The sequence below is a fragment of the Amycolatopsis sp. NPDC114504 genome (assembly GCF_055633595.1).
Genome location: NZ_JBVKDU010000003.1, coordinates 242,640 through 254,927, shown reverse-complemented (window position 1 = coordinate 254,927; position 12,288 = coordinate 242,640). Strand labels below are relative to the sequence as shown.

13 protein-coding genes are annotated in these 12,288 nt (G+C 71.1%); 6 read left to right on the top strand and 7 right to left on the bottom strand.

What is annotated here, in order from left to right; translation table 11 throughout:
- Nucleotides 1-110: 110 nt before the first annotated feature.
- Complete coding sequence (locus ACZ7PG_RS22520) at nt 111-2,042, top strand: LamG-like jellyroll fold domain-containing protein (protein WP_470241049.1); 1,932 nt, start codon at nt 111-113, stop codon at nt 2,040-2,042.
- 46 nt (nt 2,043-2,088) lie between these two features.
- Here the strand turns inward: ACZ7PG_RS22520 and ACZ7PG_RS22515 are convergent, their stop codons facing one another.
- Nucleotides 2,089-2,691, bottom strand: coding sequence for a TetR/AcrR family transcriptional regulator (locus ACZ7PG_RS22515; RefSeq protein WP_470241048.1), 603 nt, complete (start codon nt 2,689-2,691; stop codon nt 2,089-2,091).
- Nucleotides 2,692-2,778: 87 nt separating this feature from the next.
- Here ACZ7PG_RS22515 and ACZ7PG_RS22510 point away from each other — a divergent pair, with 87 nt between their 5' ends.
- Entirely contained in the window at nt 2,779-4,215 is a 1,437-nt protein-coding gene (locus tag ACZ7PG_RS22510; protein ID WP_470241047.1) for a DHA2 family efflux MFS transporter permease subunit, read from the top strand.
- Here ACZ7PG_RS22510 and ACZ7PG_RS22505 read toward each other — a convergent pair.
- Together ACZ7PG_RS22505 and ACZ7PG_RS22500 are read right to left on the bottom strand one after the other, a co-directional pair.
- Complete coding sequence (locus ACZ7PG_RS22505) at nt 4,097-4,921, bottom strand: lysostaphin resistance A-like protein (protein WP_470241046.1); 825 nt, start codon at nt 4,919-4,921, stop codon at nt 4,097-4,099. The genes ACZ7PG_RS22510 and ACZ7PG_RS22505 overlap by 119 nt on opposite strands.
- Nucleotides 4,922-4,985: 64 nt before the next feature.
- Nucleotides 4,986-5,885: an alpha/beta hydrolase gene (locus tag ACZ7PG_RS22500; RefSeq protein ID WP_470241045.1), complete on the bottom strand. Its 900-nt coding sequence runs from the start codon at nt 5,883-5,885 to the stop codon at nt 4,986-4,988.
- Between the two features lie 77 nt (nt 5,886-5,962).
- On the opposite strand from ACZ7PG_RS22500, the gene ACZ7PG_RS22495 reads away from it, so the two are divergent.
- Nucleotides 5,963-6,505 (top strand): helix-turn-helix domain-containing protein, encoded by a 543-nt coding sequence (locus ACZ7PG_RS22495; RefSeq protein WP_470241044.1) that lies wholly within the window; start codon nt 5,963-5,965, stop codon nt 6,503-6,505.
- A gap of 373 nt (nt 6,506-6,878) precedes the next feature.
- Here ACZ7PG_RS22495 and ACZ7PG_RS22490 read toward each other — a convergent pair whose 3' ends face one another.
- On the bottom strand, nt 6,879-7,286 hold the full coding sequence (locus tag ACZ7PG_RS22490) for a histone-like nucleoid-structuring protein Lsr2 (protein ID WP_470241043.1): 408 nt from the start codon (nt 7,284-7,286) through the stop codon (nt 6,879-6,881).
- Between the two features lie 419 nt (nt 7,287-7,705).
- On the opposite strand from ACZ7PG_RS22490, the gene ACZ7PG_RS22485 reads away from it, so the two are divergent.
- The 3 genes from ACZ7PG_RS22485 to map all read left to right on the top strand — a co-directional run bounded on the left by ACZ7PG_RS22485 (nt 7,706) and on the right by map (nt 9,516).
- Nucleotides 7,706-8,101, top strand: coding sequence for an HPF/RaiA family ribosome-associated protein (locus ACZ7PG_RS22485; protein ID WP_470241042.1), 396 nt, complete (start codon nt 7,706-7,708; stop codon nt 8,099-8,101).
- A 30-nt stretch (nt 8,102-8,131) separates the two neighbouring features.
- Complete coding sequence (locus ACZ7PG_RS22480; protein ID WP_470241041.1) at nt 8,132-8,641, top strand: hypothetical protein; 510 nt, start codon at nt 8,132-8,134, stop codon at nt 8,639-8,641.
- A gap of 104 nt (nt 8,642-8,745) precedes the next feature.
- Nucleotides 8,746-9,516, top strand: coding sequence for a type I methionyl aminopeptidase (gene map / locus ACZ7PG_RS22475; protein WP_470241040.1), 771 nt, complete (start codon nt 8,746-8,748; stop codon nt 9,514-9,516).
- A 14-nt stretch (nt 9,517-9,530) separates the two neighbouring features.
- Here the strand turns inward: map and ACZ7PG_RS22470 are convergent, their stop codons facing one another.
- The 3 genes from ACZ7PG_RS22470 to ACZ7PG_RS22460 are packed head-to-tail and all read right to left on the bottom strand — an operon-like array spanning nt 9,531 to nt 12,284.
- The gene (locus tag ACZ7PG_RS22470) at nt 9,531-10,949 is read right to left on the bottom strand and encodes an ATP-binding protein (RefSeq protein ID WP_470242379.1); all 1,419 of its coding nucleotides are present in this window, start codon (nt 10,947-10,949) and stop codon (nt 9,531-9,533) included.
- 2 nt (nt 10,950-10,951) lie between these two features.
- Nucleotides 10,952-11,647, bottom strand: a complete 696-nt coding sequence (locus ACZ7PG_RS22465; protein ID WP_470241039.1) for a response regulator transcription factor — start codon at nt 11,645-11,647, stop codon at nt 10,952-10,954.
- Between the two features lie 22 nt (nt 11,648-11,669).
- Nucleotides 11,670-12,284, bottom strand: coding sequence for a phosphatase PAP2 family protein (locus ACZ7PG_RS22460; protein WP_470241038.1), 615 nt, complete (start codon nt 12,282-12,284; stop codon nt 11,670-11,672).
- Between the last annotated feature and the right edge of the window lie 4 nt (nt 12,285-12,288).

Sequence of the window (12,288 nt, the reverse complement as noted above, 5' to 3'; positions counted from 1 at the left end):
AGGAATTGTCGCCGTGAACAGGTCATCTGGTGTTCGCATGGGCTCAAGCAGGCGCGCATAGCGTCCGGGGCGCTGGAGAATTCTCCCCGAAAACCTGAATGAGGCACATCATGCGCGAAAACCAGGCGGGCCCGAACCGACGGTCCTTCCTGCGCAACGCGGGCTTGGCCGGTGTCGGTGCGACGGCGCTGGGTGCGCTCGGCGCCGCGCCGGCCGGGGCCGACACCGCGATCAGCGCGGACAGCGCCACCAGTGGGAACAAAGGAAGGTGGAACCCGGACGGCGAGAGCCTCCAGTTCACCGTCGCCGTGATGCCGGACACCCAGTACCTCTACTGGGGCAGCCAGAACAGCATCAACCCGGAGCCGCAGGAAGCCTCGCTCCGGTACGTGATCGAGAACAGCGGGAAACCGGACAACAACGTCGTCTTCCTGGCCCACCTCGGCGATCTGACGCAGGACGCCGACATCACGTCGTTCCAGGCCGTGGACAAGACCTTCAAGCCGGCCGACTCCGCCGGCGTCGCCTACAGCGTCCTCGCGGGCAACCACGACGTCTCCGGCGACGACACCCGCGGCACCACGCCGTACCTGCAGACGATGGGGCCGCAGCGGTTCCGCCGGCAGAAGTCGTTCCTCGGCTCGGACGCGAGCGGCTACAACACCGCGCACGTCTTCCGCGCCGCCGGGCGCGAGTGGCTGCTGCTGGCCATGGACTGGCGCACGTCGGCCGCGGGTTTCGCCTGGGCCAACGATGTCATCAAGAAGCACCCGAAGCTGCCGGTGATCCTGACCTGCCACGAGATCGTCGCGCCGACCTACGGCGACGAGGTCTACCCGTACGAGTCGGGCGACGCCGAGAACAACGCGGAGATCACCGGTTACGGCCAGACCGTCTGGGACTCGCTGATCAAGGACAACGACCAGATCTTCCTCACGCTCAACGGCCACTACTGGCCCTCGGGCCGGATGACGAAGAAGAACGCCGCCGGCAACGACGTGCACCTGCACATCACGAACTACCAGAACCGGTACATGAGCGGCGGCGGCATGCTGCGCCTGTACCACTTCGACCTCGAGCGCGACACGATCGACGTCGAGACGATCTCGCCGTGGATCCTCGAGAAGGACCCCGCGAAGCGCAACCGCATGGAGGTGCTGGAGTCGCGGCTCACCACTTCCGTCGACCGCTTCTCCATGCCGTTCGACTTCGAGCAGCGCTTCGCCGGCTTCATCCCCGTGCCGGTCCGCCCGGCGCGGCCCGCGAACAAGGTGCTCGTGCCGGGCACACTCGCGTACTGGCGCTTTGACAACGTCGGCGCCAACGGCAGCGCCGTCACCGCGAGCCAGCAGGTGCGCGACCTGTCGGGCCACGGCAACGACCTCACGCTGCAGTCCGTCGCCGGCACCGCCCCCGACGCGCTGACCTGGACCGACGACCACCACCCCGACCAGCCGGGCCACGCCAGCCTCCGGTTCGCCGGCGGCCGGAGCCCGGTGCACGGCGCGTACCTGACGACGGGCTCGCGCGCGCCACTGAACACCGAGACGTTCAAGCGCGGCTACACCATCGAGACGTTCGTGAAGATCCCGCGCGACTGGGACGGCGGCACCAACGGCAACATGCCCGTCCTGGTCCGCCGCGGCGCGTCCGGCGACGCGGGCAAGCACGGCAAGAACACCGACCCGAAGGAGCCGGTGGCCCAGCTCATGACCACGAACAACGGTCGTGAGGTGCAGTTCAACTGCTACCCGCTCAGCCAGACCTACCCGACCACCAACTGGAGCCACGGCCTGGCCGAGGACCAGTGGTGGCACATCGCGGTCGTCAACGACGGGCACCGCACCACGGTCTACGTCGAAAGCTCCCCGGTGGCGGACAACCCGTTCACCGACTCCGTCGGCATCGCGTCCCTCGGCCTCACCTGGCTCCTGGGCGGCCACGAATACGGCGGCGCGCTCGACAACGTGTTCCACGGCTGGATCGGCGACGTCCGGATCGTCGGCCGCGCGCTGCGGCCGGCCGAGTTCATGACCGAGTGAACCACCGGCAGCGGGTGACCTGGATGGTCACCCGCTGCCGGACCGGCTACTTCGGCGCGACGAGCGGCCAGAAGATGTCGTCGACGATCGATCGGATCCGCTCGGGGGACGCCGGCCGGAGGGTCATCAGGATGTCGTGGCGCATCAGCTCGAACGGCAGGTCGAGCACGTCCCGCGGGATCCGCGCGAGGTCGATCTCGCCCCGGTCGTGGGCCTGGCGGAACACTTCGTAGGACCGCCACGGGCCGTCGCCGAGGAGGGCGCGGCGGATGTCCTCGGGGGTGCGGCCGGTGCTGTCGTGGAGGCCGGCGAACGTCGCTCCGACGAGCGCCGCGAGCTCGTTGCGGCCCGCGCTGATGTTCCCGAGGAGCACCCGCAGGTCCTCGCGCAGGCTTCCGGTGTCCGGGATCGCGACCGGGTGGGTGTCGCCGTAGTGGCGGATCGCGGCGAGCACGAGCTCGTCCTTGTTCGGCCAGCGGCGGTAGAGCACCGCGATCCCCGTCTTCGCGCGGTCCGCGACCGACTCCATCGTCAGCTTCGCGAAGCCGGCCTCCGCCAGCTCCTCCCAGGCCGCGGCGAGGAGCGCGTGTTCCAGCTCGGTTCCCCGGCGTCGGCGTTTGACCCCTTCGGACGTCGTCTCGGCAGCCATGCCACCAGAATAAGAGAGCGTTGCATTCCTTCGCCAGGGACCCTACTCTCGGAGATAAGGAACTAATCCATCTCTTAAGGGGGCGAGGTGTCCACGGACACGAACGACAGAGTCGACCCGAAGGTCCTGAAGACCGCGCTGATCCTGGTCGTCGGTGCGCTGGCGGTCGTCTTCGACACCACGATCGTCAGCGTCGCGCTCCACCAGCTCGCGACCAGCCTCGACGTGCCGGTCTCGACGATCCAGTGGGTGAGCACCGGCTACATGCTCGCGCTGGGCGCGGCGGTGCCGCTCAGCACCTGGGCGCTGGCCCGCTTCGGCGGCAAGCGGGTCTGGATGTTCGCCCTCACCGTGTTCCTCGCCGGCTCGGTCGGCTCGAGCACCGCGTGGGACGCGGGTTCGCTCATCGGCTGGCGCGTCGTGCAGGGGCTCGGCGGCGGGCTGATGCTGCCGGTGATGACGACGCTCATCATGCAGGCGGCGGGCGGCCGCGCGCTCGGTCGCACGACGACCTGGGTCGCCCTGCCCGCCCTGCTCGGGCCGATCCTCGGCCCGCTCGCCGGCGGCGCGATCATCACGGATCTCAGCTGGCGCTTCATGTTCTGGGTCAACGTGCCCTTCTGCGTCGCCGGCCTGATCCTCGCGGCCCGCTACCTCGCCGACGACCCGCCCGCCGCCACCGCCGCGCGCCCCCGGCTCGACGTCCGGGGGCTCGCCCTGCTGGCCCCGGGGATCACGGCCGTGATCCTCGGCCTCTCGAACGCCGGCTCCGCGGACGGGTTCGCCCACCTCGACGTCCTCGCGCCGCTCGTCGCCGGCGTCGCCTTCCTCGTCGCCTTCACGTTCTACGCGCTGCGCCGCCGCGACCCGCTCGTGGACATCCGGCTGCTCGCCGCGCGTTCGGTCGGATCCTCGTCCTCGGTGCTGTTCCTGTCGGGCTTTTCGCTGTACGGGGCGATGTTGCTGCTGCCGCTCTACTACCAGCAGCTCCGCGGGGCGAGCGCGCTGGCCGCCGGGCTGATGCTCGTGCCGCAGGGGATCGGGACACTGCTCAGCCGGCAGATCGCCGGACCGCTCACCGACCGCATCGGAGCTCGCTCGATCGCCGTCGTCGGCTTCCTCGTCGTCGCGGCCGCCACCGTGCCGTTCGCCTTCGCCGACGCGACCAGCGACGGCCGGCTGCTCGCGCTGTGGCTGCTGGTCCGCGGCATCGGGCTCGGCGCCGTCACCATGCCGGTGATGACGGCGTCCTACGTCGGGCTCGACCGTGCCGAGATCGCCCACTCGAGCGTCCTGACCCGGATCTCGCAGCAGATCGGCGGATCGTTCGGCACCGCGGTGCTCGCCGTCATCCTCGAGCAGTCCGGCTTCCCCGTCGCGTTCTGGTGGGCGACGGGGTTCGCGCTCATCGCGACGGCGCTGTGCGCATGGCTGCCGGGGCGGGAACAGGTTCGTGCCGCGGCAATGCGAGCGCGACGACAACCTGCACCGCCAGCACCAGCGCCTGAGTCACCGGTGCGTTGACGGTCAGCAGCGCGACCGTCGTGTTGACGCCGAAGTGGACCGCGATCGAGGCCGGCACGCCGCCGCGTTCGTAGGCGTAACCGGTCAGCAGCGCCATCGGGATGACACTGAGCGTGAACAGCAGCCCGCTCCAGCTGAGCAGGCCGAACGCGGCCTGGACGGTCCCGGGGATGAAGAACAGCGGCAGGTGCCACGCGGCCCACACGACACCCAGCAGCAGGCCGGCCCGCAGGCGCGTCATCGACCCGCGCAGCCGGGGGTGGGCCGTGCCCCGCCAGCCGGGTTCTTCGGCCAGCGGGCCGGCGATCAGCATGCTGACGAGGAACGGACCCAGGCCGCCGACGGTCGCGATCAGGTTCCGTCCCGCCGTCAGGTCCAGCGCCGGACCGCCGAGGGCCCGCGCGAGCAGCGCGGCCGCCACGACGGTCGCCGATGCCAGCAGCAGCAAGGGAATCACCCAGAGCCAGCGCGCGCCGGGCCGGGACGTCACGGTGTGCGCCGGGGCGGGTTCGCCGCGGCGGGCCCGGCGCACCCGGACGGCGATCGCGCCGATCACCGGGCCGAACCCGCCGAGCAGGTACGGGACGACGGTGGGCGAGCTGGTCGGCGGTCCGCCGAGCAGGATCGCGACGAACCAGAAAGCCCAGCTCGTCGTGAACGTGACGGTCCAGAAAAGCGCGAGACCGCTTTTCTCTTTGATGGTCACCACTTCTGCCTTTCGTTCGGAAAATGGGCAGCACGAAGCCCGGGGACAATGCGGAATCGGGGAGTCAGTTCTTCCGGAGCCGGCCGGCGAGCCAGCCGGACACCTGGGCCAGCAGGTCGGCGTCGACCGGGCGGCGCAGCTGCCGCGAGTACGACCGCATCGACGGCCGCCCGGGGTCGCGGCGCAGCAGGTGGGTGAGGTCGGCGATCCGGTGGACCTCGACCTCGCCGGGCACCAGCCGGCGGATCACGTCCAGGTCCGCGGGGTCGACCTGGATGTCCTTCTCGCCGGTGATCGCCAGGACGGGAACCCGGATGTTCGCCAGGTCCCGGCGTGAGTCGTGGGCGAGCAGCTCGCGCAGCCACCGCGCGTTCACCCGCATCCCGGCGACGCGCGCGACGTCGGTGTCCGTCGTCTTGAGCCGGGTCAGCTGCCGCCCGGCGAAGGCGCGCAACGCCGGCCGAGTGAACGCGGGGAGGTCGCGGGCGATCATCCCCGCCTGCCGGCGCAGGGCGTCCTCGCCCGGGCGGGCGAACCCGGCCAGCAGCACGACCGCGGCGACGTCCGGGTGCGCGCCGAGGGTCATGGCGTGGACGGCGCCTTCGCTGTGCCCGACGACGCCGACGGCGTCCGCGCGGATGTCCGGCCGCGCGGCCAGCGCGCGCACGGCGGCGGCACCGTCGCGGCGGTTGTCGGTGAACCCGGTCGCGCGCCAGTCGCCGGGCGTGGCGCCGACCCCGCGCCGGTCGTAGCGCAACGTGGCAATCCCTGCCTCCGCCAGGGCGGCCGCCAGCGGAGCACCGTAGGCCATGCGGAGCCGGCCGGTGTTGGCGTCGCGGTCCAGCCCCCCGGAACCGTGCAGCAGCAGGACGGCGGGGTGCGGGCCGGCGCCCGCGGGCAGGGTCAGGGTGCCGGCCAGGCGCAGTCCGTCGTCCGCGGTGACCGTCATGTCGACGTCCCGCATGGTGCGTCTCCCATCATTCTCGATCATGCAAATGTTCTCATCTGTGAGAACGGTATCGCATGTGAGAACATTCGTCCATGGCTACCGCGGACCTCCTCCTGCATCCGGTCCGGATGCGCATCCTGCAGGCGCTGTTCGACGCCGATCCGCTGACCACGGCGCAGCTGCGCGAGCGCATCCCCGACGTCGCGCCCGCGACGATGTACCGCCAGATCGCGGTGCTGGCCGAGGCGGGGGTGCTGGAGGTGGCGGAGGAGCGGCGGGTGCGCGGCACGACGGAGCGCAGCTACCGGGTCCACAAGGAGGAGGCGGTGGTCGACCCGGCGGCGCGCGCGGCGATGTCGCGCGAGGACCACCTGCGCGCGTTCACGACGTTCGCGGCCTCGTTGATGGGGGACTTCGACCGCTATCACGCCCACCCGGACGCCGACCCGGTCGCGGACGGCGTCGTCTACCGCCAGGCGGCGGTGTGGCTGACCGACGAAGAGTTCGAGGTGATGGTCGAGGAGATCGAGCGGGCGGTGGTCTCGCGCGTCGGCAACGCGCGGGAGGGCCGGATCCGCCGCGTCGTCAGCCTCGTCGTCGTCCCGGACGAGCCGACGCCGCCGGCTCCGGGCTGAGAATTGAAGAGGCGGTGGGAAAGCTTCCCGTGGTGCCTCATCGGTATGCCTCGGCCATGGTGTGGAAGGACCGCTTCGGGGCGAGGCTGCCGTCGGGCGCGGTATTCGCGGACGCCTTGGCGGAAGGTGCCCGAACGTCGGGGAGAGCGCGAAACGCCGGGCCGACGTCTTCGGGACCGATACGGCGGTCGGAATCCGGCTCGCCACCGCGGGCAGATTCCTCGAGCGGCTCGGCGGCGACGTTCTCCGCGCCGCCGAAAAACACGGGCGCGCTAGCGGTGAACTGTCCTCCGTCGGCGACGAGGGTGATTCGTCCTCGTCGCCGACGGGCGGGTCTCGGTGATCTCTCCCCAGTGATCTCCCGGCACGGCGGTCACTTCCGCGCGGCGGCGACCTTCTTGCGGGGCGCGCGCTTGCGTGCCGCCTTGGCGGGCTCGGCTTCCTGCGCCTGGGCGGCGTCGAACGCGGCAGTCACCTCGGAGGACAGGCGTCCTCGTTCGGAGACTTCGTAGCCGTTCGCGTTGGCCCACGCCCGGATCTGCTGGTTGCGTTCGCGGTCCGTGGCGGTCGTGGTCGACTGGCCGGTCGCGACGCGGACCTTGCGCCCACCGGTGCGGCGGCCGGCGCTGATGTAGCGGGCGAGTTCGTCGCGCAGGGAGGCCGCGTTTTCGTCGGAGAGGTCGATCTCGTAGGTGACGCCGTCGAGGGAAAACGGGATGGTGTGCGCGGCGGGTGTGCCGTCGATGTCGTCGAGCATCTCGACGAGGACCTTCTGGGCCATTCCTGCTCCTTGGCGCGGTATATACCAGTAAGAGAACGTACGAATTGCGCGCTCCCGTGTGGAGTGTATACACGCCGGTCCCGTCAGGGAAATTTCTCCCTCCGGTCCGCAGCTCGCATCAATTGGATCGCTGCTCGGCGTGACTGAGATGAATCCGATCTGCGGGAGGAGAAGCCACCGTGAACCCGGAAAAGGCGCCAGTCGGCAACACGAATCTGCAAGTTGCAGGTGCCGGGAAGCGGTTTCGGGTTTGCTCTGTTCGGAGCAGCGGGCGAGTTCGAACGGCCAATTCCCGCCGATCGAACCAGCCGTTTTCGCTGCTCACCCGTGCAGTGCGAATGGAGCTGTAGCCGACGCCGGGTTTGAGCCGGTGGCCGCCGTGGTACTGACGGAGATCAATCGTCGTCTCGCGTTGGAGGGTGCTCGTGCAGATCCAGGTCAACACCGACCACAACATCCACGGTGGCGAAGGACTGGCCACCTACGTGACCACCGACCTGGAGGGCAGCCTCTCCCGGTTCGGCGGATGGTTGACCCGGGTGGAGGTGCACCTCAGCGAGGACGGCGGCAGCAAGCCGGAAGACAAGAAGTGCGTGATCGAGGCGCGGCCCGGTGGCAAGCAGCCGGTCGCGGTCACCCACCACGCGGCCACCGTGGACGACGCGTACGCCGGGGCGGCCCACAAACTGGGGCGGGTGCTGGATTCCCGCTACACCCGCGCCCACGACCACAAGGGCAGCGACAGCATTCGGCACATGCCCGCCCCGGAAGACCCGGACCAGGTCGGCGCCATCGAGGAGCAGCCGCCGGCCTGAGCCCGGACGGCGCCGGTCTATCGTTCCGCCATGCTCGAGCGCATTCGCGAGAACGCCCGCGCCGCCGCACTGCTGGCGGACGTCTTCGACTTCGACATCGCCCGCCTCGACCCCGTCGAACCGGTGCGGCCGGCATCGGGCGGCGAGTTGCGGGTGGTCGCCGGCGACGCCGCGGGCGGCACGTTCTTCGTCTGCGACGACGGACCCGTGCTCTACGCCGGCTCCGAAGGCTCCGCCGGGATCCTCGCCGACGACCTGGCGGGCGCGGTCCGCCTGGTCGTCGGTGTGCCGACCTGGCAGGACGTCGTGTCGGACGCCCCGGACGTCGATGCGATGCGCGCGTCCTTCGAGTCTTCCTACGCCGAGCTGAAGGCGGACGAGCCGCAGATCGACGAGCTCCGCGCCGAGGTCACCGCGGAGCTAGGACTCGGCGACGTCGCCGTCGAGGAGCTGCTGGCGGCGCTGAGCCGGTGCCTGACCGAGGTATCGCCCGGTTACGTGGTGCTCAACGAGGACGGCGACGAATACGAGTCCCTCTGACGACGCGAAGCGGATCATGCCCCGAGGGGCGACTGGTATAGTTATACCGGCAAGCATCAACCAGCCGGTATCACCCTGCCGGCACCTTGAACCGCGAGGTTTTCGTGATCGAACTGAAGACGCCCGCCGAGATCGAGCGCATGCACGTGGCCGGGCGTTTCGTCGCCGAGGTGCTCTCCGAGGTCGGGCGGCTCGCCGACGTCGGCGTCAACCTGATGGACCTGGAGCACCACGCACGCGGCATGATCAAGCGGCGCGGGGCGGAGTCCTGCTACTGGGACTACGCGCCCTCCTTCGGCAAGGGCCCGTTCCGCAACGTCATCTGCCTGTCGGTCAACGACGCCGTCCTGCACGGCCTGCCCCACGACTACACCCTGCGCGACGGGGACGTCGTCACCGCGGACCTCGCGGTCAGCATCGACGGCTGGGCGGCCGACTCGGCGCGCACGGTCGTCGTCGGCACCGCCGCCGAGGAGGACCTGCGGATCATCCGCGCCACCGAAGAAGCGCTGGAGGCGGCGATCGACGCGGCGCGCCCGGGCAACCGCCTCGGCGACATCTCGGCGGCGATCGGGGCGGTGGCCAGTGATTACGGCTACCCGGTCAACACCGAGTTCGGCGGCCACGGCATCGGCCGCACCATGCACGAGGACCTCCACATCCCCAACAAGGGCACGGCCGGGCGCGGCCTGAAGCTCCGGCCGGGGCTGACGGTCGCGCTCGAACCCTGGTTCGCGCGCACGACCGACCGGATCGTCTTCGACCCCGACGGCTGGACCATCCGCTCGGCCGACGGATCGCGCACGGCGCACTCCGAGCACACGGTCGCCATCACCGAGGACGGCCCCTTGGTACTCACCCGGCGGGAAGCGTAGATCCCGGCGTCCGGTCAGGAAACGGCTCGGGGCAAGGAAAGCTCGAGCCGCGTTCCGCCGGTGTCGGCGCGGCCGGCCCGCACGGTGCCGCCGTGCTGCGAGACGACCTGGGCGACGATCGCCAGCCCGAGCCCGGAGCCGGGCCGCGCCCGGGCCGCCTCGGCGCGGTAGAAGCGCTCGAACACGTGCGGCAGGTCGGCGGGGTCGATTCCCGGGCCCTCGTCGCAGACCACGATCCGCGCGTCGCCGGGGCCGGGCTCGATCACCGCGGTCACCGTCCCGCCGGGCGGGCTCCACTTCGCCGCGTTGTCGAGGACGTTGAGCACCGCGCGTTCCAGCGCCGCCGCCCGGCCGTCCACCACCGCCTCGGCCACCTCGATCGTGAACCGCACGTGCGGTGAGCGGGCCCGGACGCGCTCGATGGCCGCGCCCAGCACGTCCGCCAGGTCGATCCGGTCGACCGGCTCCGGTTCGTGCTCGCCGGTGGACAGGTCGACGAGCTCTTCCATCAGCGTCGTGAGCTCGACGGACTGGACGTCGAGATCGGCCAGCAGCCGGGCCCGGTCGTCGGCCGGGAGCGCCCTGGACTGGCGCTCGGCGTGGATCAGCAGCTCGATGTTGTTGCGCAGGCTGGTCAGCGGGGTGCGCAGCTCGTGGCCGGCGTCCTGCACCAGCCGGCGCTGCTCGTCGCGCGAGCGGTCCAGTGCCGTGAGCATCTTGTTGAACGCCTCGGCGAGCCGGGCCACCTCGTCCTTGCCGGTGACGGTGATGCCGGACGAGAGCTCCTGGGTGCGGGCGATGTCCTCCGCGGCGACGGTCAGGTCGTCGACCGGACGCAGCGCCGTGCGGGCGACCGCGCGGCCGGCCAGCGCCGAGCCCAGGATGCCGATCAGGCCGGCCAGCGTGAGCCAGACGCCGAGCTTGGCGAGGGTCCGGTCCAGTCCTTCGGAGTTGCTCGCCACCTGCGCGACGCCGCCGCCGGGCCGGGCCACGCTCAGGACGCGGTACCGGTCACCGTCGATCTTCACGACGCCGGAGCCCTGCGGCAGCACGCCCGCGGCCACCAGCGCCGTCTCGGGCCCGACCGGGAGCGTCGCCGCGCCGGCCGTGCCGACGATCGTGCCGTCGGCGTCGAGGAACTGCACGGCCACGACGTCGCCGCGGCCGGCGGCGGGACCGGGGTCGTCGTCGGGTTCGAGGCCGAAGTCGCGCCGTTCGACCGTGCGCAGGGTCGCCAGCGCGTCGGCCGGCGACGCGGCTTTCGCCGCCACCTGGGCGTAGGTCTGCAGCTGCGTGTCGAACTGCTGGTAGAGGTTGGTCTGGGTGAGCAGCCACGCGGCCGACGACGTCACCACGACGGCGACCGCCACGGCGAGCGCCACCAGCACGGCGAGGCGGGTGCGCAGCGACTGTTCGCGCCACCGCGCCCGCATCTTCACAGCGGCTCTTCCCGGAGCACGTAACCGACGCCGCGCACGGTGTGCAGCAGCCGCGGTTCGCCGCGTTCCTCCAGCTTGCGGCGCAGGTAGCTGACGTAGACGTCGAGGCCGTTCGACGCGGTGCCGAAGTCGTAGCCCCAGACCCGGTCGAACATCGCGGCGCGGGTGAGCACGATCCGCGGATGCCGCAGGAACGCCTCCAGCATCGCGAACTCCGTGCGGGTCAGCCGGACCGGGCGATCACCGCGGCGGACCTCGCGGGTGTCCGGGTCGAGGACGAGGTCGGCGAACGTCAGCACGGAGCCGCCGGCCGGCCGGGCCGGGGTGTCGTACTCGACGCGCCGCAGCAGCGCCCGCACCCGCGCCAGCAGCTCCCGCAGCGCGAACGGCTTGACGAGGTAGTCGTCGGCGCCGGCGTCGAGCCCGGTGACCCGGTCGGTGACGCCGGTGCGCGCGGTCAGCATGAGGATCGGCACGAAGTTGCCCTCGGCGCGCAGGACGCGGCAGCTGTCCAGGCCGTCGAGCACCGGCATCATGAGGTCGAGGACGACACCGTCCGGTTTCTCGGCCCGGATCACCTCGAGGCCGGCGGCGCCGTCCGCGGCCAGCGAGACGGTGTACCCCTCGAACCGCAGTGTCCGCGACAGCGAGTCCCGCACGGCCTCCTCGTCGTCGACCACGACCAGATGCACTCCCGGCTCCCTTCCGCCACCCTCACTTTCCCCGGTGAAGATGAAAATCGGGTGAGAACAGCCGCGATCGGGCGACCAGCGCCGTCAGCGGTGTGCGCACGAGGAGTCCGCAGAGTGCCACGAGCGCGCCCAGGACTGCGCCCGCCAGCACGTCGTGGACGTAGTGCGCGCCGAGGTAGACCCGCGAGAAGCCGATCGCCGCCGCGACCGCGAGCCCGGCGACGCCGAGCCGGCGATCGGCCAGGAGCAGGGCGACCGCGGCGGACACGGCGATCGTCACGTGGTTGCTCGGGAAGGAGTAGTCCGTCGCGAAGTCGCACGGGGACACGGTCGGCGCGGCCGGGTACCGGATGCACGGCCGTGGTTCCCGCACGACGAACTTGACGAGCGTGCTGGAGCCGTAGGCGAGCGCGACGGCGATCGGCACCCACAGCGCGGCCGCCGTCCGCCCGGCGTCACCGCGGCCGCGCCACCACACCGCGGCGAAGGCGAGCACGTACAGCACCAGCCCGGCGTTGGTGAAGACCTCGAAGAACCCGTTCAGCCACGGGGTTTCCCGGGCGAACGACAGCAGGTCCAGGTACCAGCCGCCGTCGATGACTCCGCCGTCCACGCCGGTCTCTCCGTTCAACGACATCCAT